This window comes from Dactylosporangium sp. NBC_01737 (assembly GCF_035963215.1).
Lineage (GTDB): Bacteria > Actinomycetota > Actinomycetes > Mycobacteriales > Micromonosporaceae > Dactylosporangium.
Map to the genome: position 1 here is coordinate 8631524 of NZ_CP109153.1, position 23222 is coordinate 8654745.

Annotated in this window: 22 protein-coding genes and 1 pseudogene; 12 read left to right on the forward strand and 11 right to left on the reverse strand. The window is 73.6% G+C overall.

Annotated features, from left to right (window positions below; all coding sequences use genetic code 11):
- Window positions 1-9: 9 nt before the first annotated feature.
- Entirely contained in the window at window positions 10-558 is a 549-nt protein-coding gene (locus tag OHA72_RS39075; RefSeq protein WP_327001106.1) for a DUF488 domain-containing protein, read from the reverse strand.
- A gap of 53 nt (window positions 559-611) precedes the next feature.
- On the opposite strand from OHA72_RS39075, the gene OHA72_RS39080 reads away from it, so the two are divergent.
- From OHA72_RS39080 to OHA72_RS39090, 3 genes are all read left to right on the forward strand, one after another.
- Window positions 612-1259 (forward strand): rhomboid family intramembrane serine protease, encoded by a 648-nt coding sequence (locus OHA72_RS39080; RefSeq protein ID WP_327001107.1) that lies wholly within the window; start codon window positions 612-614, stop codon window positions 1257-1259.
- Between the two features lie 81 nt (window positions 1260-1340).
- Window positions 1341-2468 (forward strand): FAD-dependent oxidoreductase, encoded by a 1128-nt coding sequence (locus OHA72_RS39085; protein ID WP_327001108.1) that lies wholly within the window; start codon window positions 1341-1343, stop codon window positions 2466-2468.
- A gap of 23 nt (window positions 2469-2491) precedes the next feature.
- On the forward strand, window positions 2492-3490 hold the full coding sequence (locus OHA72_RS39090) for a hypothetical protein (RefSeq protein WP_327001109.1): 999 nt from the start codon (window positions 2492-2494) through the stop codon (window positions 3488-3490).
- Between the two features lie 27 nt (window positions 3491-3517).
- On the opposite strand, the gene OHA72_RS39095 is transcribed toward OHA72_RS39090, so the two are convergent.
- Window positions 3518-4378 (reverse strand): hypothetical protein, encoded by an 861-nt coding sequence (locus OHA72_RS39095; RefSeq protein WP_327001110.1) that lies wholly within the window; start codon window positions 4376-4378, stop codon window positions 3518-3520.
- A 51-nt stretch (window positions 4379-4429) separates the two neighbouring features.
- Window positions 4430-5011 (reverse strand): hypothetical protein, encoded by a 582-nt coding sequence (locus tag OHA72_RS39100; protein ID WP_327001111.1) that lies wholly within the window; start codon window positions 5009-5011, stop codon window positions 4430-4432.
- Here OHA72_RS39100 and OHA72_RS39105 point away from each other — a divergent pair.
- Window positions 4992-5801 (forward strand): sensor histidine kinase, encoded by an 810-nt coding sequence (locus tag OHA72_RS39105; protein ID WP_327001112.1) that lies wholly within the window; start codon window positions 4992-4994, stop codon window positions 5799-5801. The two genes, OHA72_RS39100 and OHA72_RS39105, sit on opposite strands and share 20 nt — an antisense overlap.
- Window positions 5792-6436, forward strand: a complete 645-nt coding sequence (locus OHA72_RS39110) for a response regulator transcription factor (protein ID WP_327001113.1) — start codon at window positions 5792-5794, stop codon at window positions 6434-6436. Before OHA72_RS39105 ends, OHA72_RS39110 begins: the two co-directional genes overlap by 10 nt.
- A gap of 232 nt (window positions 6437-6668) precedes the next feature.
- Here OHA72_RS39110 and OHA72_RS39115 read toward each other — a convergent pair whose 3' ends face one another.
- The 6 genes and pseudogenes from OHA72_RS39115 to OHA72_RS39145 form a co-directional block, all read right to left on the reverse strand.
- A complete protein-coding gene (locus tag OHA72_RS39115; RefSeq protein WP_327001114.1) occupies window positions 6669-7262 on the reverse strand; it encodes a hypothetical protein in 594 nt (197 codons plus the stop codon).
- Between the two features lie 8 nt (window positions 7263-7270).
- Window positions 7271-7630 carry a hypothetical protein gene (locus OHA72_RS39120; protein WP_327001115.1) on the reverse strand — a complete coding sequence of 120 codons (360 nt, stop codon included), beginning with the start codon at window positions 7628-7630 and terminating at the stop codon, window positions 7271-7273.
- A 24-nt stretch (window positions 7631-7654) separates the two neighbouring features.
- Window positions 7655-7945 carry a hypothetical protein gene (locus tag OHA72_RS39125; RefSeq protein WP_327001116.1) on the reverse strand — a complete coding sequence of 97 codons (291 nt, stop codon included), beginning with the start codon at window positions 7943-7945 and terminating at the stop codon, window positions 7655-7657.
- Window positions 7942-9593, reverse strand: a pseudogene (locus OHA72_RS39130) (carboxylesterase/lipase family protein). Before OHA72_RS39130 ends, OHA72_RS39125 begins: the two are co-directional and overlap by 4 nt.
- Entirely contained in the window at window positions 9556-11262 is a 1707-nt protein-coding gene (locus tag OHA72_RS39140; RefSeq protein WP_327001118.1) for an ABC transporter ATP-binding protein, read from the reverse strand. The pseudogene OHA72_RS39130 and the gene OHA72_RS39140 overlap by 38 nt, the downstream one beginning before the upstream one ends.
- Entirely contained in the window at window positions 11259-12857 is a 1599-nt protein-coding gene (locus tag OHA72_RS39145) for an ABC transporter transmembrane domain-containing protein (protein WP_327011750.1), read from the reverse strand. The genes OHA72_RS39140 and OHA72_RS39145 overlap by 4 nt, the downstream gene beginning before the upstream one ends.
- 307 nt (window positions 12858-13164) lie before the next feature.
- On the opposite strand from OHA72_RS39145, the gene OHA72_RS39150 reads away from it, so the two are divergent.
- Genes OHA72_RS39150 through OHA72_RS39165 form a run of 4 tightly spaced genes read left to right on the forward strand, consistent with a single transcriptional unit; the run spans window position 13165 to window position 19105 of the window.
- Window positions 13165-15000, forward strand: a complete 1836-nt coding sequence (locus OHA72_RS39150; protein ID WP_327001119.1) for a glycoside hydrolase family 15 protein — start codon at window positions 13165-13167, stop codon at window positions 14998-15000.
- Window positions 14997-16349, forward strand: coding sequence for a glucose-6-phosphate dehydrogenase (locus OHA72_RS39155; RefSeq protein ID WP_327001120.1), 1353 nt, complete (start codon window positions 14997-14999; stop codon window positions 16347-16349). The genes OHA72_RS39150 and OHA72_RS39155 overlap by 4 nt, the downstream gene beginning before the upstream one ends.
- A gap of 10 nt (window positions 16350-16359) precedes the next feature.
- Window positions 16360-18123, forward strand: coding sequence for an IlvD/Edd family dehydratase (locus OHA72_RS39160; protein WP_327001121.1), 1764 nt, complete (start codon window positions 16360-16362; stop codon window positions 18121-18123).
- The gene (locus OHA72_RS39165) at window positions 18110-19105 is read left to right on the forward strand and encodes a C-terminal binding protein (RefSeq protein WP_327001122.1); all 996 of its coding nucleotides are present in this window, start codon (window positions 18110-18112) and stop codon (window positions 19103-19105) included. Before OHA72_RS39160 ends, OHA72_RS39165 begins: the two co-directional genes overlap by 14 nt.
- A gap of 24 nt (window positions 19106-19129) precedes the next feature.
- On the opposite strand, the gene OHA72_RS39170 is transcribed toward OHA72_RS39165, so the two are convergent.
- Together OHA72_RS39170 and OHA72_RS39175 are read right to left on the reverse strand one after the other, a co-directional pair.
- Entirely contained in the window at window positions 19130-19759 is a 630-nt protein-coding gene (locus tag OHA72_RS39170) for a hypothetical protein (protein WP_327001123.1), read from the reverse strand.
- A 66-nt stretch (window positions 19760-19825) separates the two neighbouring features.
- Window positions 19826-20320 carry a MarR family winged helix-turn-helix transcriptional regulator gene (locus OHA72_RS39175; protein ID WP_327001124.1) on the reverse strand — a complete coding sequence of 165 codons (495 nt, stop codon included), beginning with the start codon at window positions 20318-20320 and terminating at the stop codon, window positions 19826-19828.
- Between the two features lie 60 nt (window positions 20321-20380).
- Between OHA72_RS39175 and yczE the strand changes: the two genes are divergently transcribed.
- From yczE to OHA72_RS39190, 3 genes are all read left to right on the forward strand, one after another.
- Window positions 20381-20977 (forward strand): membrane protein YczE, encoded by a 597-nt coding sequence (gene yczE, locus OHA72_RS39180; RefSeq protein ID WP_327001125.1) that lies wholly within the window; start codon window positions 20381-20383, stop codon window positions 20975-20977.
- Window positions 20974-21795 carry an LLM class flavin-dependent oxidoreductase gene (locus OHA72_RS39185; protein WP_327001126.1) on the forward strand — a complete coding sequence of 274 codons (822 nt, stop codon included), beginning with the start codon at window positions 20974-20976 and terminating at the stop codon, window positions 21793-21795. Before yczE ends, OHA72_RS39185 begins: the two co-directional genes overlap by 4 nt.
- A gap of 182 nt (window positions 21796-21977) precedes the next feature.
- Entirely contained in the window at window positions 21978-23195 is a 1218-nt protein-coding gene (locus OHA72_RS39190) for an ABC transporter substrate-binding protein (protein ID WP_327001127.1), read from the forward strand.
- Window positions 23196-23222: the final 27 nt, after the last annotated feature.

Sequence of the window (23222 nt, forward strand, 5' to 3'; positions counted from 1 at the left end):
GCCGGGTGGTCACAGGCCGGGCAGGGCCTGCTGGGCGTCGTACACGGGCCAGCCGCCGCGGTCGCGGCGGACGCCGTCGGTGAGGCGGTGCGGCTGGCGGGTGCCGGCGTCCAGGAGGTGCTCGACCGTCGCGCCTCGCATGACGAGGGCGTCCGCGATGAGCATGCGATGGCAGTGCCACCAGAGCGTCTCGGCGCACATGACCGCCGGCAGGTCCGTCGCGGCACGGGCGAGAAGGTCGGTGACGGCGGTGCGGAACGCCTGGGTGTCCATGTGGTCGGCGTAGGCGGCGAACGCGGCGTTGCGCAGCGCGGTGTGTCTGGAGCCCGCGACGATCTGGCGTCGTCCGCCGAGGGTCTCGCCCTGCCAGGTGTAGGTCAGCCCCGCGCCGGTCACGGCGGCCGCGAGCGCGTCACGGCCGAACTGCGGGTGCCGCCGGGACCCCGGGAACCGGCGCACGTCGACGAGGGTGTCCACGCCGGCGCCGGCCAGGATCTCCAGCAGCGCCCCGATCGGCCGCGCGCCGTGGCCGACGGTGCAGATCCGTGGGTTGTCCACTGCTCGCACGGTACCCGCCTGCGCGCGTGACGGTCATGGGCCACCATGGTCGCGTGGATGCGGTGCTGTCCGTGCTCTATGTCGTCGTGCTCGTGACCGCCGGGATGGCCGGCGCCGGGTTGCTCCGCGCGCGGCCGCCCGCACCGGCGCGACGGGCACCGGTCGCCACGATGGTCGCGTTCGCGCTCACCGCGGTACCGTCGCTGCTCCAGCTCACCGTCGCGCCCGGGTTGTTCGAGGCGCTGCGACGCGACCGGGCGGCGATCGGCGACGGGCAGCTGTGGCGCCTGGTGACGTCGTTCGCCGTGCAGGACGGCGGCTGGCCAGGTCTGATCTTCAATCTTGCCGCGCTCGCCGTCATCGGTACGCTCGCCGAGCGCCTCTGGGGCCCGGCCCGGTGGGTGTGCGTGGCGCTCGCCGTGCAGGTCCTGGGCAACCTGTGGGGCCTCGTCGTGCAGCCCGTCGGCGCCGGCACCTCACTCGTCAACTACGGCCTCGCCGCCTCGCTCGCCGCCGCGGCCCTGGTGCTCGCAGCGAGCCGACCGCCGGCCGTCGTGAGTCTGGCCTTCGCGCTGGTACTCCTCGCGCTCGGCGACATCCACGGCGGCGCGGCGCTGCTCGGCGGAGTGTCCGGCGGCGTGTTCGCCGCGCTGGACGCCGTCACGGGCCGGAAGTCGGGTGGCGGGCCGCCGGTGTCGTGAGCGCCACCTTGACACGGCCTGGAACGCCGTTCCACGATGGGTGTCTGGAACGCCGTTCCAGACCGTCCTGAAGGGAACACGATGACACCACCGGTCACGATCATCGGTGCGGGCCTCGGCGGGCTCACCCTCGCCCGCGTCCTGCACGTCCACGGCATCCCCGCGACGGTCTACGAGGCGGAGCCGTCCGCGCAGGCCCGCACGCAGGGCGGCCAGCTCGACATCCACGAGCACAACGGCCAGGTCGCTCTCGCGGCGGCCCACCTCACCGCCGAGTTCCGCGCGATCATCCACGAGGGCGCCGAGGCGACCCGGGCGCTGGACGAGCACGGGACGGTGCTGTTCGAGGCGCCGGACGACGGCACCGCCCGGCGCCCCGAGGTGCTCCGCGGGGACCTGCGCCGGATCCTGATCGACTCCCTGCCCGCCGGCACGATCCAGTGGGGCCGCAAGGTCACCGGCGTCCGCACCCTCGGCGACGGGCGTACCGAGGTGGCCTTCGCCCGCGGATCGACCGTGTGCGCCGCGCTGCTCGTCGGTGCCGACGGCGCCTGGTCGAAGGTCCGCCCCCTGCTGTCGGCCGCGACACCCGAGTACAGCGGCACGACCTTCGTCGAGACCTACCTGCACGACGTCGACGAGCGGCATCCCGCGACCGCGAAGCTGGTCGGCGACGGCGTGATGTTCGTGCTCACCCCGGGACGCGGGATCGTCGCGCACCGCGAGGCGGGCGGCGTGCTGCACGCGTACGTCCAGCTGCGGCGCCCCGCGGAGTGGGTCGCCGGCATCGACTTCACCGACGCCGCCGCGGCGGCCGCCCGGGTCGCGGCCGAGTTCGACGGCTGGGCGCCGGAACTCACCGCCCTGATCACCGAAGGCGAGGGCGCACCGGTCCCGCGCATGATCTACACCCTCCCCGACGGCCACCGGTGGGACCGCGTGCCGGGAGTGACGCTGCTGGGCGACGCCGCGCACCTGATGCCACCGGCCGGCGAGGGCGCCAACCTCGCCATGCTCGACGCCGCCGAGCTCGGCCTCGCCGTCGCCGCACACCCCGGCGACATCGAAGCGGCGCTCACCACCTACGAGGCCACGATGTTTCCCCGCAGCGCATCGGAGTACGCCGACGCGCACGAACTGCTCGACCTCTGCCTCGGCGACCGCGCCCCCTCCGGCTTCATCGAGTTCTTCACCGGCGCCGCTCGTTGACAGGCGCCGGTAGCGTGCGCGGCATGGACGCCGACACCGCGGCCGGGTTGCTGGAGCTCGCTGAGGACGCGCAGCGGCGCCGGCGCAGGCAGGACCCCGACGCCGAGCAGATGCTCGAAGCGCGCTACGGCGAGCTGCGGGAGGCGCTGGACTGGTACCGCACGGCCGGGAACCCGGACACCGCGCTCCGCCTCGCCGGCGCACTGGTGCCGTTCTGGATCGCGACGAAGCGCATCGACGAAGGCGACGCGTGGTTCGACCAGGCGCTGAGCGACCCGGCGCCCGCGCGAGCCCTGTACGACCACGGCTACCTCGTCTTCTGGGCGGGCAGGTATGAGCTCGCGGAGCAGCGCTTCGCAGCGGCCCTGGCGGGTGCGGACGGCGACCCGTCACTGCAGGCGCTCGTCCTCGCCGGCCTCGCCCGGGTCGCCATCAACACCGACGTCCTGGAGGCCGTGCGGCTGCTGCGGCGCGCGCAGGACGTGACGGCCGGCCTGGACGACGCCGACCCGGGACGCTCCAGCGCCCTGCACGTGCTCGGCGTCGCCCTGCAGATGGCCGGCGACCTCACCGGCGCCCGCGAGGTGATGTCGGCCCGGCTGGAGGCGGGCCGCGAGCGCGGGGACGAGTTCGTGGTCTGGGTCGAGTCGGCGAACCTCAGCATGGTCGAACGGCAGCTCGGCAACCTCGACCGCGCCGAGGCCCTGTCCCGCGAGGCCCTCACCCTGTGCGCCCGCCGCGCCGACGTGATGGCGACCGCCTGGATGTTCAACGGCCTGGCCGCCGTCACCGCCGCCCGCGGCCGCCTCGAACGCGCCGCGACCCTGCACGGCCTCGCCGCCGCCCAGCTGGCCCGCGCGGGCGGCGAATGGCCGGCCGACGAACGCGCCCAGTACGAGGAGACGCTCACGACCCTCACCGTCCACCTGCCCGCCGACGCCCTCGACCAGGCCCGCAGCCGAGGCGCCGCCATGACCGCCGAGGAAGGCCTCATCTACGCGCTGTCGCCGACGGACCAGTGACGATGGCCGGGCGGACGGCCCGGCAGGTCAGGCGGGGTGCAGGTCGGCCCATTGGCGGGCGTCCGGGCGGTCGCGGGCCCAGGTGTCGAGCAGGTCGCGGGCCGCGGGTTCGGGGGCGGCGACGAACAACTGCTGCTCGCCGGCGAACCGGCCCCGGTCGGACACGTGGGAGCCCGCGCTGCAGCAGGCGCACCGGTCGACCCGGCTGCTCAGGATCTCCATGCCGTAGCCGCGCTCGGCGAAGCGGAGGGCCAAGGCCTCCAGGTCGTCGGGGTCCGGCGCGCTGACGACCACGGCGAGCGTGGCGAGGTCGGACGGCTCGAACAGCTCGATCTCGTCGAACACCGGGTAGCCGACGCCGCCCATGATGCGCTCGCCGCTCGGCGCGCCGCCGTGCAGCACGACCTCCCCGTACCGGCGGGAAGGGTCGAACGGCACGTTCTGGACCTTGCCGCGGACCGGGTCGAGCCGGGTCACCCAGACGACCTCGCCGACGCTCAGCCGCACGCACGCCGGTCCGCCGTCGGTGTCGATCGGGCCTTCGCCCGGCAACGGCGGCATGCCGAAACCCTCCCAGCAGTCCCGCGCCAGGGCCCAGTCGCGCAGCGCGGTCGCCGCCGTGCCGAGATTCCAGTACGCGGGCTCGCCCGTCCCGCGCTCGACGAACCGGACCGCCTCCCGGCCCCGTTCGACCGCCAGCGGCCAGTCCCGCTGGAGCAGCGCGCACAGTGCCGCGTCGAACCACAGTGGCTTCGCGAACCCGTCCGGCAGCAGCGGCGCCGTGGCCGCGAGCAGCGCGCCGGCCCGCCCGTGGTCGCCGGCCTCGTACGCCTCGTACGCCTGCTCCAACGCCTGCCCGATGGCGTCCATGGGCTCGTCCCCCGTCATGCCCGCGGACGATACCTGCTCGCCGGCGCGGTACACACGCCGACGTGGTGCTCAGCCGACTGGAGCGGCGACCGGGTCCGGGGTGCGGGACAGTGCGGCGGCGGCGCCGGCGAACGCGGCGACCAGGGCGGCGTTGACGAGCACGGCGAGCCAGCCGATGTTGGCGATGTGCGCCACCGGCCAGGCGAGCCCGCCGGCCGCGAGCAGCGCGACGGTCCAGACCGGTGCGTGACGGCGCAGGACGGCCGCGCCGAGCAGCAGCGTCAGCGGGAAACACAGGCCGAGCGGCTTGATGAGCACGGCGGCGCCGGCGGCGTCGACCAGGTCGGTGTCGCCGAGCGAGACGTGGATGGTGTTGAACCCGTACGCGACGTCGCCTGCGGCGCCGAACGCGCCGACCACGAGCAGGACGGCGGCCAGGACGCCGTCGCCGAGGGTCACGAGGCGGACCAGGACGAGGGTGTACCCGACCGCGCCGAGCACGTGGACGACGGCGGCGGTGGGATCGTCCCAGCCCCGGGTCGCGTACAGGACGTCGGCGACGAGATAGACGGCGGGCGCGACGACGAGCGACGCGGTGAGCAGGCGGCCCAGCGGTGAGGAGCTGCGGGCCGTGGCCGCGTGGCCGGTCACCACGCCGCTCCCACCGGAGCCATGCACGCTGACCGAACTCGCGGGCGTGCCGGTCCGGCACGACGGCCGGTTCCGGGGCGCGATCACCGTGCGGCAGGCGCCCGGGGAGTCCCTGTCCAGCGTGGAGCATCGGCTGGTCGGTGACCTGGCCGCCCAGGCCGGTCTGGTCCTGGAGCTGCGGGCGACCGCCCAGCGCCTGGTGGCGGCAGGCGACGCCGCACGCCGGCGGCTGGAGCGTGACCTGCACGACGGCGCCCAGCAGCGGCTGGTCACCGTGGCGATGGAGCTCGGCGGGGTGGTGCGCCTCGCGGCGACCGGCGCAGCCGCCGAGGTGGCGGCCCGGGCCGACGACGTACGCCGGCAGCTGCTGGAGGCCACGGCGGAGCTGAGGGAGATGGCGCGCGGGCTGCACCCGGCCGTGCTGACCCAGGACGGGCTCGAGGCGGCGATCGAGTTCCTCGCCGACCGCTCGCCGCTGCCGGTGCGGCTGACGATGTCGGTGGCCCGGCGCCTGCCGTCCGAGGTCGAGTCCACGGCGTACTTCGTGGTCAGCGAGGGCCTCACGAACGCCGCCAAGCACTCCGGCGCCGGGACCGTGGCGGTCCGGATCGTCCTGGCCGAGGCCGGTCTGCTCGTCGAGGTCACCGACGACGGCTGCGGCGGCGCCGCGGTCCGGGCGGGCAGCGGCCTGGAGGGCCTCGCCGACCGGCTCGCGACCCTCGACGCCCGCCTGACGATCGTCAGCGACCAGGCCGGCACGCGGCTGAGCACGGTGATCCCGTGCGCGTGATGCTCGCCGACGACGCCGTGCTGTTCCGCGAAGGCATGGCCCGCATCCTCACCGACGTCGGTTTCACCGTGACCGGTCAGGCCGGCGACGGCGCGGCGCTGCTCGGCCTGGTGCGCGCCGACCCGCCCGACGTCGCCGTGATCGACCTGCGCATGCCGCCCGGGTACGCGGCGGAGGGCATCGACACCGCGGCCGCGATCCGCGCGACGGTGCCCGGCGTCGGCCTGATGCTGCTGTCACAGCACGTCGAGGTGCACCATGCGCTGCGCCTGATGACCGAGTTCGACGGCGGCGTGGGCTACCTGTTGAAGGACCGGGTCTCCGACCTCGCCGCGTTCGGGACCGACGTGCGCAAGGTCGCCCGCGGCGAGACCGTCATCGACCTCGAGCTCGTGACCCGCCTGGTCGCCCGCCGCCGTGAGCGCGACCCCCTGGACGCGCTCACGGATCGGGAGCGCGCCGTGCTCGCCCTGATGGCGCAGGGCCTGTCCAACGCCGCGGTCGCCGCCGACCTGCACCTGGCGATCAAGACCGTCGAGGCGCACGTCACGTCCATCTTCACGAAGCTCGGCCTGATCCAGCACGAACGCGAACACCGCCGCGTGCTGGCCGTCCTGACCTTCCTGCGGGCGTAGCGACCACGATCATGCACCTCGGCCAGTGCCGCGCGGATGCCGGCGGGCCCGCCCGCGTCGACCCACCACACGGGCTCGCCGTGTTCGTGCGCGTACGCGGCGGCCAGTGCCGTCTTGCCGGATCTGGGTGGCCCATGCAGGACCGTCGGCGAGGCACCGCCGACCGACGCCAGTTCGAGCGCCGCGAACTCGGCGGCGCGGCCGACGAAGGCGCGTGGCAACGGCACGGGCGTCACCGGAGCAATAGGAACGCTCCGCGTTGCGGGTGGCTGTCGTCGGACGCGGCGACCGCGGTCTCGGAGGCGACGACGGCCGCGTCGAGGTCCGCCGGATCGCCGGCCAGGTCCAGGCGCAGCTGATGGGCGATGGCGAGGTTGTTGTGGCACAGCGCCGGGTCCGGGTCGTCCGGGCCGGCGGCGGTGATGCGCTGCCAGACACCGACGAGCGCCCGCACGAGGGCGGGGTCGCCGCCGGCCGCGGCCTCCTGCAGCAGCTGCACCGCGAACGGCGCGGCCCGCTGGGCGAGGACCGGCAGCAGGATGTCGGGCAGGTCGTCGATGCCGTTGACGAAGCACACCGTGAACCGTTCGACCGCGGCCCCGACCTCGTCGGCGTCGCCGCCGGCGGTGCCGCGGTGCCAGTGCAGGCTGCCGAGCAGCCAGTGCGCCTCGAGGTCCTCCGCGTCCTCGTCGAGCAACGCGGTCAGACCCACGATGTCCCAGTCGCCCGCCGGGCCCAGCAGCTCGGCGGGGTCCCCGGCGCGTCGTGCCCGGTCCAGCCGGGCGTGCACCGCGGCGACGAGCGACGCTCGCCGGTCGTCCGGCATCGACGCGGCTACCGCAGCCAGCGCAGGGCGGCGTCGGCGGTGTCCTCGGGGGTGCTGTTGAACGCGATCGCCGCTCCCGGGGCGTGCTGCCGGACCAGGTTGACCACGCGTTCGAAGAGTTCGAGCAGCGGCTCGTGCTTGCGGATGCCGCCGCCGACCACCACGCACGCGTAGTCGTGCTGGGTCAGGGCGTCGACGATCGCGGCGTCCGGGTCCTCGTCCGGTGCCACCAGGCACGTGTCGGCCTCGATGCCGAGGTCGGCGAAGCGGGCCTGACCGCGGGCGATCGCGGCCACGACCGGCGCCGGGTCCCAGCCCGGGATCTTGACCGGGTCGAGCCCGATCACCAGCACCCGCCCCAGCGCCATGCGTCCCCCCTCCGTCACGGTGACCTACAGCAGATCGAACAGGGTCTCGATCCTGGCGGCAAGGACCGGGTCGATGTCGCCGTCCACCCGGACGCTCACCACGCTGCCGTCGACCGCCTGGGCCAGCGACACCGTGAGCGGCGGGGTTCCTTGGAGAGGATAGGTGAACCAGGCGTCGGGCGTCTCGTCGTCGGTCTGCTCCAGCGCGCCGGTGAGCGCGTCCTCGTCCAGGTGGTCGTACCGGTAGCCGATGTACCTGCTGAGGTGCTGCAGGAACTGGACCACGTTCTCCTCGAACACCCAGTCCTGCATCATGCGTGCAGGGGCAGCGCCGCGAAGGTGTGCTCCCGCCACAGCCGCTCGGATGCCGCCTCCGGGTACGCGGTGACGGCCGGCCGCGTGTCGAGGATCTGGGTCAGGCGCTGCGCAGCGTCGTACGCGGGCCAGCCGGGGTCGCCGCCGGTGGCGAACGCGGTCCAGGCGGCGCGGATGCGTGCGGACAGCGCCTCGGCCTCCGCGGGCGGGGGATCGCCGATCAGCATGCCGGGGCGGCCGCTGCTGAGGTTGCCGAAGACGAGTGGCACGTCGAGACCGTGGCAGGCGCCGAGGGCGCCGGCCATGCCCGGGGCGGCCCAGGTCACCTCGAACAGGTGGGTCCGGCCACCGGCGGCCGCGTGCGCCGCCGCGAGGTGCAGCGTCGGCATGCGGAACAGCCAGTCGGCGTTGACCGTCTCGTACAGCTGCTCCGAGGAGGCGTCCGGGAACGCCGCACGGTAGCGGCCGGCGCCGTCCGGGCCGGGGGCGAGGGCGCGCAGGGCGGCGTCGGCCTGCTCCGCGGTGACCTGGCCCAGCACGCCGTCGATCAGGCTGAACAGCCGGTGCTCGTCGCGGACGTGCCCGGCGAGCAGGTCGACGCCCCGGGCGGCGCCGGCGGCGAGGGCCTGCCAGGGGGTGGCCGGCAGGACGTCGCCGTCCACGACGGGTGCGAACGGGATCGGCCGGTACGTGATCGGGCCCCAGCGGTCCTTCCACTGCTCGATCTTCGTGAAGACGGCGTCGCCCGCGGCGGGCAGCAGGGTCGGGTCCACAGTGGACAGGTCGGCCGCGGTGGGGCGCACCCCGAGCTCGGCGGCGAAGGCGGCGGCGATGTCGGCGGCGAGCTCGGGGGAGAAGAACGTCCCCGGGATGCTCTGCGCGACGGCCCGGCGGAAGAGCCCGGCGGCCCGTGGCATGGCCAGCAGCGCGGCGACCGACCCGCCGCCCGCCGACTGGCCGAAGACCGTCACCCGGTCCGGGTCGCCGCCGAAGCCGCGGATGTCGCGGCGCACCCACTCCAGCGCGGCGACCTGGTCGAGCAGCCCACGGTTGGCGGGGGCGCCGTCGATCTGTGCGAACCCCTCCACGCCGAGGCGGTAGTTGAGCGTCACCACGACGACGCCGCCCGCGGCCAGCCGGCCGCCGTCGAACTCCGGCAGGCTGGACGCGCCGATCGCGTAGGCGCCGCCGGGGATCCATACCAGCACGGGCAGGCCGGCGCCGGGCGCGGGATCGGGCGACCAGACGTTGACCGTGAGCCAGTCGTCGCCCGCCGCCGGCGCGAGGTCGCCCATGCTGAACAGGCCGGGCTGCGGCGGTGGCGGGCCGAACGCGACCGCGGGCCGCACCCCGTCCAGGCGTGCACCGGCCGCGGCGCGGCGAAGCGGAGCGCGCCGACCGGCGGCTGTGCATACGGGATGCCGCGGAACACGGCCAGGCCCGCCTCGCGGCTGCCGCGCAGCACCCCTGCCGTCGTGCGGACGTCGGGCGACCCGGTAGCGGCGGCTGTCACGACGGATTCCTCACCCGCGCATCGTCCCACCGCCCCCGGCACCCGGCCAGCCAATAACGCACCGGCCGGCCGACAGCACTGGCCGGCGCTGCGCCGGTCAGACGCCGTCGTGCCAGGAGTGCCAGAGCGCGGCATACGGCCCGCCGGCGGCGACGAGGTCGTCGTGGGTGCCGAGCTCGATGATGCGACCGTCCTCCATCACCGCGACCCGGTCGGCGTCGTGCGCGGTCTGCAGCCGGTGCGCGATCGCGATCACGGTGCGCTCGTGCAGCACGGCGGCCAAGGCGCGCTCGGCGGTGCGGGCCGCGGTCGGGTCCAGCAGCGCGGTCGCCTCGTCCAGGATCACCGTGTGCGGGTCGGCGAGGACGACCCGGGCCAGGGCGACCTGCTGCGCCTGCGCGCCGTCCAGCGGCCGCTGCGCGAGGTCGCGGTCCAGGTCGTCGGCCCAGTCGGCGCCGACGGTCTTCAGCGCCGCGCGGAGCACGTCGTCGGGCGCGGCGACGATCAGGTTGTCGCGCAGGGACTCGCGGAAGACGTGGTGCTCCTGGGTGACGAGCACGACGTGCCGGCGCAGCTCGTCCGGCGGGAGGTCGGCGATCGGCACCCCGCCGACCGTGACCGTGCCGGCGGCCGGCCGGTCGACGCCGGCGATCAGCATGCCGAGCGTGGACTTGCCGGCGCCGGACAGCCCGACGATCGCCAGCCGTTCCCCGGGGCGGATCGTCAGGTCGACGCCGTGCAGCACGTCGTGGCCCGGGTCGTACGCGTACCGCACGCCCCTGACCTCGATCCGCTCGTCCCGTGGCGGTTCGACAACGGCGGGCGGCGCGGGCGGGATCGCCGCGAGGCCCTCCACCCGGGCGAACGAGGCGCTGCTGCTCTGCAACTGCTCGATCCAGATCAGGATGCCGTCGAGCGGCCCGACCAGCTGCCGCATGTACAGCACGGCGGCGACGACGGTGCCGAGGCTGACCCGGCCGTCGATGTACAGCAGCCCGCCGAGCAGCAGCACGAGCACACCCGGTACCGCATAGGACGTCTCCACCAGCGGGAAGTAGACGGATCGCAGGGCGAGGGTGCCCAGGCGGGTCCGGCGGGTCTCCTTGATCGCCGCGTGCCCGGCGGCCAGGCGCCGCTCGCGCAGCGCGAACGCCTCGATCGTGCGGGCGCCGGCGGTGGTCGCGGACAGGTCGTCGGCGAGCACCGAGTTCGCCGCACCCTCGGCGAGGTACGCGGCGCGGGCCCGGCGCAGGTACCACCTGGTGACGAACCAGATCCCGGACAGCCCGGCGACGCCGACGACGCCGAGCACCGGCTGCAGGACCACCACCGCGGACACGATGAACACGATCTGGACGGCGCCGACGGCCATGCCGGGCACGATGTCACGCAGGGTGTTCGCGACCGCGTCGATGTCGGTGGTGCCCCGGGCGGCGAGGTCACCGGCCGGCACCCGTTCCACCACGGCGGCCGGCAGGCCGAGCGCGCGCCGCAGGAAGCCTTCCCGGATGCGGTACGCCGTCCGCTCGCCGAACCGGTACGCGATGGCGAGCGCGAACCGGGTCAGCAGCATCTGCGCCACGGCACACCCCAGCACCGCGAGGGCGAGCCGGTCGATCCCGCCGCCGCCGCGGGTGACGGCGTCGACGATGCGGCCCAGCAGCCAGGGTGCGCCGAGCCCGGCGAGCGCGGCGAGGGAGTTGAGCGTGATGATCGCGGCGACCGACCGGCGGTCGGCGGCCAGGAGTTTCAGCGCCGCCCGGCCGACCATGCGCTGATCGGCGATCGGCAGCGTCGCGGTCATGCGTCGCCCCCGAAGGCCCGCGTGACCAGCGCCCGGTAGCCGGGATGTGCGGCGAGCAACGTCCTGTGCGTACCCGATGCGGCGACCCGGCCGTCGACCAGATAATGCACCACATCGGCCCGGTCCAGCAGCACCGGCGACGTGGTCGCCACGACGGTGCCGCGCCCGGCCCGCGCGGCCGAGAGCCGCTCGGCGATCGCTGCCTCGGTGTGCGCGTCGACGGCCGACGTCGGCTCCGCGACCAGGAGCACCTCCGGGTCCGCGTGCACGGCCCGGGCCAGCCGGACCCGCTGCCGCTGCCCTCCGGACAGGTTGCGGCCGCCCCACTCGACGGGCCGGCCCAGGTCGGCGGCCACGTCGTGGGCGACGGCGGTGCGGATGGCGAGCCCGACCAGGTCGTCGTCGGGTTCGTCCGGCCCGGCGACCACCTCGCGCAGCGGCCCGGCGAACAGGTCGGCGTCGTGGTCCGCGACCAGGATCCGCGCCCGGACCTCGGCCTGCGCGATGTCCGCCAGGCGCAGCCCGCCCCAGGTCGCGTCGGTCGGGCCGTACCGTCCGAGCCGGTCGATCACGGCGGCGGCGTCCTCCGGTCTGGCTCCCGCGAGGGCCGTCAACCGGCCGGGCTCCGCGACGACCCCGGACCCCGGGTCGTGCAGGGCGGCCGGCGTGGCGGGTGCGGCGCCGCCGGACGGGTCGTCCAGGGGCAGCCGCAGGAAGTCCACGACCCGCCGCGCGGCGACCAGCCCCCGCACGATGTCGAACGCACAGAAGATCATGACATTGACCGGGATGACGAGCATGGCGGTGTACCCGTACACGGCCACCAACTGACCGACGGTGAGCTCGCCCGCGGCCGCCAGCCGGGCGGCAAGCCACACCACGACGCCGAGGAACACGACCGGCAGCCCCTCACCGAGGGCCCCGATCCAGCTGGACGGCGCGCCCACCCGGTACCCCTGGTCCCGCAGCGTCGCCGACTCCTTCGTGTACCGGGCGAGGTAGGTCTCCTTGCCGCCGAGCCCGTTGAGGATGCGCAGCCCGCCGAGCACGTCGACCAGCCGGGCGTTCAGCCCGCCCTGCCCGTCGCGGTACCGCAGACCGGCCCGCTGGGTGCGCTGCAGCAGCGGCCCGACGATCAGCAGCAGCACCGGCAGCCCCGCCGCGACGACCACGGCAAGGGTCGGCGACGTGTGCGACAGCAGGACCGCGACCACCACGTATGCGAACGTCGATGCGAACCCGACCCCGCCGACGTTCATCGCCCGTCCGATCGTCCACACGTCGGAGATCCCGATCGTCACCACCTCGCCGGCCGTGACCCTGCGCGGCAGCGCCGCCCCGAGCCGGGTCGCGTGCGTCATGATCATGTCGGCGGTGTCCAGCGCGGCGGCCATCCGCAGCTTCGTCATGCTCCGGTGCCGCATGATCCCCAGCCCGGCACTGGCCACCCCGACGAGCAGCACGGCACCCGCCCAGCCGGCCAGGACACCGGGCCGTCGCGACTGGAGACCCCGGTCGATGGCCTGCGAGATGAGGAACGGCGTGAACGCCAGACTCAGGAACCACAGCGACCCGAACAACGCCCCGAGCGCCACCCTGCCCCTGAGCCGCCACCCCAGCCACCACAGAAATCGCCCCGGTCCCCGTTCATTCACGGATCCCATGCTGCCCGACCGCCCCCGGTGCCTGTCGCCCCTATTTCCGCCCCGCCGGCGTTGCGGTGCCGCGCGGGGCCTGCCATGACCGCCGGCGTGGGCCATGACCTGCACGTCACCCGCGCGTTCGTGTCGTAGGACAGCGAGCGGTATCCGCATATGCGGGTGTCCGTGCGTTACGGATCAGGGCGGCCGGGTAGGTGCCGCCGGTCACGAGAACGTCGTACTCCGTGTGGAGGGTCACGACATGCTTGATCCCGAGCCCGCGTTCCGCCCATTGCGCCTGCGCGACGGCTTCGTGCCGCTGGAGGACATGGGACTGATCGGTGACGGGGCGACCGCCGCGCTGGTCGGGCTGGACGGCAGTATCCCCTGGTTGTGCGTGCCCGGCTTCGACGCCGAGCCGTTGTTCTGCGGGCTGCTCGACCGGGACGGCGGAGGGCACTTCGCCGTGACGCCCGAGGGTGCTGCCGAGGCTCGCCAGCACTACCGGGGTGACACGGGCGTCCTCGTCACCGAGGTGCGGACCGCGACCGGGGTGGTACGGCTCACCGACGCGCTGGCGCTGCGCTCCGGCGCCGACCTCACGGACGACACGCCCGCCGACCGCGGCGAGCTGGTGCGGCTGGTCGAGGTGCTTGACGGCACGGTCCGGCTGCGGGTCGACGTGGAGCCCCGAGGCGGTGGCCTCGTGCGCGCGGCGTTCGGTGGACTGGAGATCCAGGGCGGGCCGGTCACCCGGCTGCACCTGCGCTCCAGCCATCCGCTGGACGGCCTGCACAGCCGACACGACCTGACCCGCGGCGACCGGGTGGAGCTGGTGCTGTCGTGGGGCCGGATCCATCGCCACCACCGGCTGGACGTCGAGACGACCCTGCGGCACACGGAGGAGGCGTGGCGGCGGTGGATGACCGGCTTCGGGTACGACGGCCCGCAGGAGCCGATGGTCCGGCGCGCGGCGGTCACGCTCAAGCTGTGCGACCACTGGGCCAACGGCTCGGTCGCCGCGGCGCCGACGTCGTCGCTGCCGGCGCCCGTCGGCGGGACGCGCAACTGGGACTACCGCTACGCCTGGGTCCGCGACGCGGCGTTCGCCGTCTTCGCGCTGCGCCGCATCGGGTTCGGCGGGGAGGCCGACGCGTTCCTCGGCTGGGTCCTGGACGCCTTCGAGCAGAGCCGGCAGCCCCGGATCATGTACACGCTGGCCGGCGAGCAGGTGCCCGACGAGCAGGTGGACCCGGCGCTGCGCGGGTACCGGGACTCCGCGCCGGTGCGCTGGGGCAACGGCGCCGCCGACCAGCGCCAGCACGACATCTACGGCGAGGTGCTGGACTGCGCCGAGCAGTGGTCACGGGCCGGCGGCCACGTCGAGCCCGGGCTCTGGGCCGGCCTGTCCGGGCTGGCGGAGGCGGCGGCACAGACGTGGCGGCAGCCGGACCAGGGCATCTGGGAGGTGCGCAGCGAGGGCAGGGTCTTCACCTACTCGGCCGCACTGTGCCAGGTGGCCCTCGACCGCGCCGCGACGATGGCGGACCGGCTCGGCCTGCCCGGCGCCGCACCGCGGTGGCGGGCGGAGGCCGGCGAGATCCACCGGGCGATCGTCGAGGACGCGTGGAACGAGCAGGCGCAGACGATCTCCGAACACCTCGACGGCAGGGGCGGGGTGGACGCCAGCCTGCTGGCCCTGCCGCTGCGCGGCGTCGTCGCGGCCGACCATCCCCGGATGGTGGCGACCACGAAGGCGGTCAGCGAGCGGCTCGGCGCCGGCGACGGGCTGCTGTACCGCTACCGCCACGACGAGTCCCCGGACGGCATCCCCGGCGATGAGGGCGCCTTCCTGCTGTGCAGCTTCTGGCTGGTCGACAACCTGACGGGTCAGGGGCGACTGGAGGAGGCCGAGGAGCTGTACACGTCGCTGTGCGAGCGGGCGAGCCCGCTGGGCCTGCTGTCCGAACAGGTGGACCCGGGCAGCGGACAGCTCGTCGGGAACTTCCCGCAGGCGTTCAGCCACATCGGCGTGATCGCCAGCGGCGTCACCCTGACGCGAGCAAAGCAACGAGCAAAGCAAGGAGCGACGGCATGATCCAGCACCTGGCAATCCTGGGCGCCACCGGTGACCTCACCGCGCGCTACCTGCTGCCCGCCGTCGGCGCCCTGCGCGCCGCTGGTCATCTCGACGAGCGCTTCGGTCTCACCGGCCTTGGCCGGGAGGACTGGAGTGACGAAGCGTTCCGGGCCTGGGCCGCCGAGCAGCTCGACCGGCACGCACCCGACCTCCCCGCCGACCACCGCCACTGGGTGGTGGCGGCCGCGCAGTACCGGCGGGCCGACGTCACCGACCCGGGCGCGCTGACCACCGTGATCCCGTCCGACCGGCCGGTCGCCGCATACCTGGCACTCCCGCCGTCGGTCTTCCCGGGCGCGGTGTCGGCGCTGCACACCGCCGGGACCGCGGACGGCAGCACCATCGTGCTGGAGAAGCCGTTCGGCGAGAGCCTCAACGACGCGATCGAGCTCAACCACCTGCTGGCCGAGCGGTACCCGGAGCGGAGCATCTTCCGCGTCGACCACTTCCTGGCGATGGCGACCGTGCTCAACGTTCTCGGCGTCCGGCTCGCCAACCGGGTGCTGGAGCCGATCTGGAGCAGCGCGCACATCGAGCGGGTCGACATCACCTGGGACGAGTCGCTGGCGCTGGAGGGCCGGGCCGGCTACTACGACGGCGTCGGCGCGCTCAGGGACATGCTGCAGAACCACCTGCTGCAGCTGCTGTGCCTGGTGGCCATGGAGCCGCCGATCAGCCTCGGCGACCGCGACCTGCGCGACCGCAAGATGGACGTGCTGCGCTCGATCCGGCCGCTGAGCCTGCACGACGCCGCACACCGCACGCGCCGGGCCCGCTACAGCGCCGGCGCGGGGACACCCGCCTACGTCGACGAGGACGGCGTCGACGCGCAGCACCACACCGAGACGTACGCGGAGCTGCTGCTCGAACTGGACAACTGGCGCTGGCCCGGGACGACGTTCCGGCTGCGGACCGGCAAGGCGCTGCGGACCGCCCGGCACGAGGTCGCGGTCCACTTCCGGCCGGTGCCGCACCTGCCGTTCAGCACGGACGCCACGGCCGAGCCCAACGTGCTGCGCTTCGGCCTGGAGCCGGAGAGCGTCTCGCTGCACCTGACCGGCACCTCGAACCGCGGTGACGTGCTCACCCCGCTCACGCTCGCGGCCACGCCGGAGCCGGCGGAGCTGCCGCCGTACGGCCGGCTGCTGCTGGACGTGCTGCACCGCAACCCGGCGCTGTCGATCCGCGCGGACGAGGCCGAGGAGTCCTGGCGGGTCGTCACGCCGGTGCTGGACGCCTGGGCGAAGGACCTGGTCCCGCTGGAGGAGTACCCGGCCGGGTCGGACGGCCCGCCCCCGCGACGGTGAGGAGACCACGATGGCGGCCACGGCACTGCGCAGCCGGAATTGGTGGGACAACTCGGAGAATCCCGACATGACGGCGCTGTACCTGGAGCGCTACCTGAACTTCGGCCTGACCCGCGACGAGCTGCAGGGCAGCCGGCCGATCATCGGCATCGCGCAGACCGGCAGCGACCTCGTGCCGTGCAACCGGCACCACCTCGAGCTCGCCGACCGGGTGCGGGACGGGATCCGCGACGCCGGCGGCATTCCCATGGAGTTCCCGGTACACCCGCTGCAGGAGACCGGCAAGCGGCCCACCGCGGCCCTGGACCGTAACCTCGCCTACCTCGGCCTGGTCGAGGTCCTGTACGGCTACCCGCTCGACGGCGTCGTGCTGACCACCGGATGCGACAAGACGACCGGCGCGTGCCTGATGGCGGCCGCCACGGTCAACATCCCCGCGATCGTGCTCTCGGGCGGCCCGATGCTCAACGGGTACGTCGACGGCCGGCGGGCCGGCTCGGGCCTGATCATCTGGCAGTCGCGGCGCCTGCTCGCCGCCGGCGAGATCGACTACGCCGAGTTCATGGACCGTGTGGCGGGCTCGGCGCCCAGCGTCGGGCACTGCAACACGATGGGCACCGCGCTGACGATGAACAGCATCGCCGAGGCGCTGGGCATGACGCTGCCCGGCTGCGCGTCGATCCCCGCCCCGTACCGCGAACGCGGGCAGATCGCCTACGACACCGGCCGTCGCGCGGTGGAGCTGGTCCGCGCGGACGTCACCCCGCGCACGGTCATGACCCGGGACGCGTTCGAGAACGCCGTCGTCGTCACCGCGGCCATCGCCGGCTCCACCAACTGCCCGATCCACCTCAACGCGATCGCCCGCCACACGGGCGTGGAGCTGACCAACGACGACTGGGAGCGCATCGCGGGAGACGTGCCGATCCTGGCCAACTGCGCCCCGGCCGGCGCCTACCTCGGCGAGGACTTCCACCGCGCCGGCGGGGTGCCGGCCGTGATGCGCGCGCTGCTGGACGCCGGCCGCCTGCACGGCGACGCGATGACCGTGAACGGGCAGACGGTCGGTGACAACGTCCGCGCCGCGCACAGCACCGACCCGGACGTCATCGCCGCGTACGAGGACGCGTTCGCACCCCGCGGCGGATTCCTCGTGCTGCACGGCAACCTCTTCCGCTCCGGGATGATGAAGATGTCGGTGATCACCGAGGACCTGCGGTCCCGCTACCTCACCGCACCGGCGGTGACCTGGCGCGCCGTGGTCTTCGAGGGACCCGAGGACTACCACCGGCGCATCGACGACCCGGCCCTGGACATCGACGAGGGCTGCATCCTGGTCGTGCGCAACACCGGCCCGATCGGGTACCCGGGCTCCGCCGAGGTGGTGAACATGCAGCCGCCCACGGCCCTGATCGTCCGCGGCGTCGAGGCGATCCCGACCCTGGGCGACGGCCGGCAGAGCGGCACCGCCGACGCCCCGTCGATCCTCAACGCCAGCCCGGAGGCGGCCGTCGGCGGCAACCTCGCGATCCTGCGTACCGGCGACCGCATCACCCTCGACATCCCCGGGCACCGCATCGACGTCGAGCTCAGCGACGAGGAGATCGCCGAGCGCTGGCGCAACCACGTCCCGCCGGCGCTCGCCAACCAGACGCCCTGGCAGGAGCTGTTCCGGGCACACACGGGCCAGATGGACACCGGCAGCTGCCTGGACTTCGCCGTCACATACCAGGACATCGTGCACACGAAGGGAATGCCCCGTGACTCCCACTGACCGCGGCACCATCATGATCGCCGACTCGGACTTCGGCGACACGGACATCGAGCGGGCCATCGTCGAGGAGGCCGGTTTCGCGCTGCACTCCTACCAGTGCAAGTCCGAGGCGGAGGTGATCGAGCACGGCCGGGACGCCGACGGCATCCTGACCCAGTACGCCCGGATCGGCGCGACCGCCATGCAGCAGCTGCCGAACTGCCGGGTGATCGCCCGCTACGGCACCGGTGTCGACATCGTCGACGTCGACGCGGCCACCCGCCTCGGCATCCAGGTGACCAACGCCCCGAACGACTGGTGCGCCGACGAGGTCGCCGACCATGCGATCGCGCTGTGGCTGTGCGCCGCCCGGAAGATCAGCGACTACGACGCGGCCACCCGCGCCGGCGTCTGGAGCTGGCGGACCGGCGAGCCGATCCGGCGGCTGCACGGCCAGGTGTTCGGCATTCTCGGCTTCGGCGCGATCGCGAGGCTCATCGCCGAACGCGCCCGGCCGTTCGGGGTCGACCTGCGAAGCCACGACCCGTACGTCGACGACGCGCAGATCCGCGCCTACGGCGTGCACCCCGTCTCCTTCGACGAGCTCGTCGAGCAGTCCGACCATCTCGTCATCCAGGCGCCGCTGACCCAGGACACCCATCACCTGTTCGACCACGCGACGCTCGCCCGCATGAAGCCCAACGCGATCCTGGTCAACACGGCCCGCGGCCCGATCGTCGAGGACTCGGCCCTCGCCGAGGCCCTTTCCGACGGCACGATCGCGGGCGCGGCGCTGGACGACCTGGAGGAGGAGCCGGCCAAGCACCGCGACTGGCGGCCGGACAACCCGCTGCTGCACCTGCCGAACACCGTCATCACGCCACACGCCGCGTACTACTCCGAGGAGTCACTGCACTCGGTGCGCGCCATCGCCGCCGAGGAGGCCGTCCGGGTCCTCAGCGGCCTCAGCCCCCGCTCGCCGGTCAACACGATCCGGCAGTGACCCTCGCAGCCCGGGGGTCGGATCTCAGGCCCGCGCCGCGCTCGGGTGGAGCGCGGCGCGGTACCCGGCGCGCAACACCGCCACCGACGCCGGAGGTGTGAGCAGCTCGGCCCGGTCCGGCAGCGGCTGCGGCCGCCCGTACCCGGTGCCGGTCCACGGCAGGAACCGTCGCTGTGAGACGAGCCCGACGATGCCGTCGTGCCGGACCATCGTGCCGGTCGGCAGGTCGGCGCACCGGGCCGGCCGGGTGATCTGGCGGCGGGTCCGTGGCTCGACGCGTTCGTCGTGCAGCTGTGCGTCCATCTCCCGCGCCCACGGGCGCCGGGCGAGGTGCTGCGCGCTGCGCCATGCCTCCGCGTAGGCGAGGAAGCCGGCCCGCCGGCAGTATGCGCACGGCCGGTGCCCGGCGGCCAGCGCGGTCGCCTCGTCGAGGAAGAACAGCGCCGTCCAGCGGCCTGGCGGCATCGGGTCGCGGCGGACGTCCTTCCAGGTCAGCGTGCAGCAGATCCACAGCTTGGATCGCCACCGGGCCGCGCCGAGCTCGCGGCCGGTGCCGTGCAGGCAGCCCCGATTGCCCATGAGCGTCCCGCGGGCAGGATCGGCGACGATGTCGCCGGTGGGCAGGACGCGGTTCTGCAACGGACGGCGCTCCACCCGCCGAGCGTACGGCTTGCCCGGGCGGCGTTGGTCGGCGCGCTCTTCCGGTCGGCCGCGCTGCGGTCAGGTGGATTTGCGGCGGCGTGGGGGAGTGGGGGGCGTCGCCTCGGTCAGGTGGGCGAGGACCTTGTCGGCGATGCGGCCGAGGGCGGCGATGTCGTGCTCGTCGAGGATGTCGATGAAATGGCGGCGGACCGAGGCGACGTGGTGCACCGCCGCGGCCTGGACCGTGGCCCAGCCGGCGTCGGTGAGGGCGACCGTCGCGCCCCTGCCGTCGTCGGCGGAGCCGCCGCGGGCCACCAGGCCGCGCTGCTCCATGCGGCTGACCTGGTGGGACAGCCGGCTCACCGACCAGCGGATCGACGCGGCCAGCTCGCCCAGGCGCAGCTGCCTTCCGGGTGCCTCCGAGACCGAGGTCAGCACGTCGTAGTCGGCGTCGGACAGGCCGGAGTCGGCGCCGAGGTCGCGGGTGAGCTGCAGGTCGAGCAGGTTGCGCATGCGGCGGTATCCGCGCCAGGTGTGCATCTCGGCGTCGGTGAGCCAGCGCGGTTCGGTCATGGTGCCAAGCGTACGAGGTCTGTTTGACATGTCAAGCAGAGGCGACGTAGCGTGCTTGATATGTCAAGCAATAGGCTCGGGCGGCTGTACTGCGGGCTGGTGCTGTTCGGGGTCAGCCTGACGCTGATGCTGCGGGCCGACCTGGGGCTGGGGCCGTGGGACGTGCTGCACCAGGGCATCTCGGACCGCACCGGGGTCTCCATCGGCCTGATCGCGAACCTCGTGGCGGTCGCGGTCCTGCTGCTGTGGATTCCGCTGCGGCAGCGCCCCGGGCTGGGCACGATCAGCAACGTCATCGTGGTCGGGCTGGTCACCGACGCGACCCTCGCCCTCACCGGACCCGTTCACGGGCTCGCCGCCCGCATCGGGCTGCTGGTCGCGGGCATCGTCGCGAACGCGGTCGCGACCGGGCTGTACGTCGGCGCCGGTCTCGGGCCCGGGCCGCGGGACGGCCTCATGACCGGCCTCGCGGCCCGCGGTCACTCGCTGCGACTGGTCCGCACGCTGATCGAGATGACGGTCCTCGGCGCCGGCTGGCTGCTCGGCGGCACCGTCGGGCTCGGCACGCTCGCGTACGCACTCGCCATCGGGCCCCTCGTGGGCTGGTTCATGCCGCGTCTCAAACCCCCTGTTACCGTTCAAAAGGAGCGATCATGACCACCTTCGGGATCGACATCCCCGCCTCGACGGCCGTGGACCCGGTCGCCGCCGCCCGCGCCGCCGAGGACCTCGGCTATGACTTCGTGTCCACGTCGGATCACCCCAGCGGCACCGACCCGAGCAACGAGACCTGGACGATGCTCGCCTGGATGGCCGCGCACACCACGCGGATCGGCGTCATGCCGCGGGTGCTCGGCGTGCCGTACCGCAATCCCGCGATGGTCGCCAAGATGGCCGAGACCCTCGACCGGCTCGCGAACGGCCGGCTGATCCTCGGGCTGGGTGGCGGCGCGTCCGACGAGGAGTTCCGCGCCTTCGGCATCCCCGTGCCGTCGCCCAGGGACAAGGTCGACGGGCTCGCCGAGGCCATCGAGCTCGTCCGCGGGCTGTGGACGGAGCCGGCGCTCAGTTATACAGGGCGGCTCCACCGCACCGTGGCCGCGCCGCTGGAGCCCAAGCCCGCCCGGCGGATCCCGATCTGGGTCGGCACGTTCGGCCCGCGCGCCCTGGCCGTCACCGGTCGCCTGGCCGACGGGTGGATGCCGTCGCTCGGGTACGCGCCCCTGGAGGAGCTGCCGCGCATGCGGGACCGCATCGCCGCCGCGGCGGAGGGCGCCGGCCGCGACCCGGGCGACGTCACCTACGCCCTGAACGTCGAGGTGCGCGGCGACGAACAGTCAGAGCAGGCCGCCGAGCGGCTGCGAGGGCTCACCGGGATGGGCTTCACCGTGCTCAACCTGAAGCCGTCCGGCCCTGGCCGGGAAGAACAGGTCGAGCGCCTGGCCCTGGAGGTGCTGCCGCTGGTGCGGCACTGATTTTGACGGTTCTGTTACGCCCGTGCGTCCCCTGTGTTCTTGACACCCACCGCGCCCGTGGCCAAGATGTAGAAACCAAGCGCTTGTTAGGTTTATGCATGAGGCCACACGGCCGGGCGGCGTTAGCCGCGAACACTCCTCCTGAGGCTGACGATTCGTATAATTCCGTGACAGGGGTACAAATGGGCGTTTCATCGACGATTCGCATCGTCAGCTGTCTCGCGCTGGCGGCGCTGACCGTCGCCGGCTGCGGTAACAAGGCGGGGGAGGACAAGCCGAGCAACGGCACGGCCTCCGGTGCTCCGATCATCATCGGTCTCGACGAGGACAGCACCGGCTCCGGCGCCTCCTACAGCACCATCGCCGGCAAGACGATCCGCCTGGCGATCCAGGACGTCAACGACAAGGGCGGCGTGCTCGGCCGCCCGCTGCAGCTGGTCGTGGAGAACGACGAGTCCGACCCGACCAAGGTCCCCGCCGTGCTGCAGAAGCTCGCCAGCCAGGGCGCCAAGGCACTGTTCCTGCAGAGTGGCAGCGCCGCCATCCTCCAGGCGAAGTCGACGCTCACCCAGCTCGGCCTGCCCGCCATCGCGCCCACCGGCGTCACCGCCACGCTCGTCTCCCCGCCCGACAACGAGCTGATCTACATGCTCGCCAACACCACCACGGACTGGGCCTCCGTCTACTGCGGCGCCTTCAAGGCCGCCAACATCACCAAGATCGGCGTGCTCACCGACGACACGACCACCATCGCCGCGCTGGACAAGGCGCTGCTGCCGGCCCTGTCCTGCGTGCAGATCGTGGCCACCGAGAAGGGCGCGGCCAACGCCTCGGACCTGTCCGCACAGGTCGCCCGCCTCAAGAACGCCAACCCCGACGCGATCCTGGTGACCAGCGTCGGCGGTGCCTTCGAGGTCCTCGCCCAGAACACGCTCGGCAGCCAGATGAAGTCCACGAAGCGCTTCTCGCTCGCCTCCATCGGCAACCAGCCCTCGTCGTGGAAGCTGGCCGCGCCGGGCGCCCTGGAGGGCCTCATCTTCATGGGCTCCATCAACACGGCGAACCCGCGCACCCAGGCGCTCGTGACGCTGCTCAAGGACAAGTACGGCAAGGACTACGACATCACCGCATACGACGCTCAGGCGTGGGACTCGGTGCAGGTGCTCAAGCAGGCGATCGAGAAGGCCGGCGGGGTCGACGACTCCAAGAAGCTCAACGAGGCCATCCAGAGCATCAAGGGCTACCCCGCCACCTTCGGCCAGGCCAACTTCACCCTGTCCTTCGGCGCCGACAAGCACCTGGGCGCCGACGGGCCGTGCGGGCTGTCCCTGATCGAGTTCGGCGCCGACAACAAGCCCAAGGGCCCCTGGGCCACCTTCCAGCCGCCGTGCACGAAGTAAGCCACCGAAGCAAGCAAGCAACGGCAG

What these genes read in the sequence shown, in the direction of transcription:
- OHA72_RS39085 (WP_327001108.1), top strand. Translation starts at nt 1,341, where the DNA reads ATGACACCACCGGTCACGATCATCGGTGCGGGCCTCGGCGGGCTCACC.
- OHA72_RS39090 (WP_327001109.1), top strand. Translation starts at nt 2,492, where the DNA reads ATGGACGCCGACACCGCGGCCGGGTTGCTGGAGCTCGCTGAGGACGCG.
- OHA72_RS39095 (WP_327001110.1), bottom strand. Translation starts at nt 4,378, where the DNA reads ATGACGGGGGACGAGCCCATGGACGCCATCGGGCAGGCGTTGGAGCAG.
- OHA72_RS39115 (WP_327001114.1), bottom strand. Translation starts at nt 7,262, where the DNA reads ATGCCGGACGACCGGCGAGCGTCGCTCGTCGCCGCGGTGCACGCCCGG.
- OHA72_RS39120 (WP_327001115.1), bottom strand. Translation starts at nt 7,630, where the DNA reads ATGGCGCTGGGGCGGGTGCTGGTGATCGGGCTCGACCCGGTCAAGATC.
- OHA72_RS39125 (WP_327001116.1), bottom strand. Translation starts at nt 7,945, where the DNA reads ATGATGCAGGACTGGGTGTTCGAGGAGAACGTGGTCCAGTTCCTGCAG.
- OHA72_RS39140 (WP_327001118.1), bottom strand. Translation starts at nt 11,262, where the DNA reads ATGACCGCGACGCTGCCGATCGCCGATCAGCGCATGGTCGGCCGGGCG.
- OHA72_RS39150 (WP_327001119.1), top strand. Translation starts at nt 13,165, where the DNA reads ATGCTTGATCCCGAGCCCGCGTTCCGCCCATTGCGCCTGCGCGACGGC.
- OHA72_RS39155 (WP_327001120.1), top strand. Translation starts at nt 14,997, where the DNA reads ATGATCCAGCACCTGGCAATCCTGGGCGCCACCGGTGACCTCACCGCG.
- OHA72_RS39160 (WP_327001121.1), top strand. Translation starts at nt 16,360, where the DNA reads ATGGCGGCCACGGCACTGCGCAGCCGGAATTGGTGGGACAACTCGGAG.
- OHA72_RS39175 (WP_327001124.1), bottom strand. Translation starts at nt 20,320, where the DNA reads ATGACCGAACCGCGCTGGCTCACCGACGCCGAGATGCACACCTGGCGC.
- yczE (WP_327001125.1), top strand. Translation starts at nt 20,381, where the DNA reads ATGTCAAGCAATAGGCTCGGGCGGCTGTACTGCGGGCTGGTGCTGTTC.
- OHA72_RS39185 (WP_327001126.1), top strand. Translation starts at nt 20,974, where the DNA reads ATGACCACCTTCGGGATCGACATCCCCGCCTCGACGGCCGTGGACCCG.
- OHA72_RS39190 (WP_327001127.1), top strand. Translation starts at nt 21,978, where the DNA reads ATGGGCGTTTCATCGACGATTCGCATCGTCAGCTGTCTCGCGCTGGCG.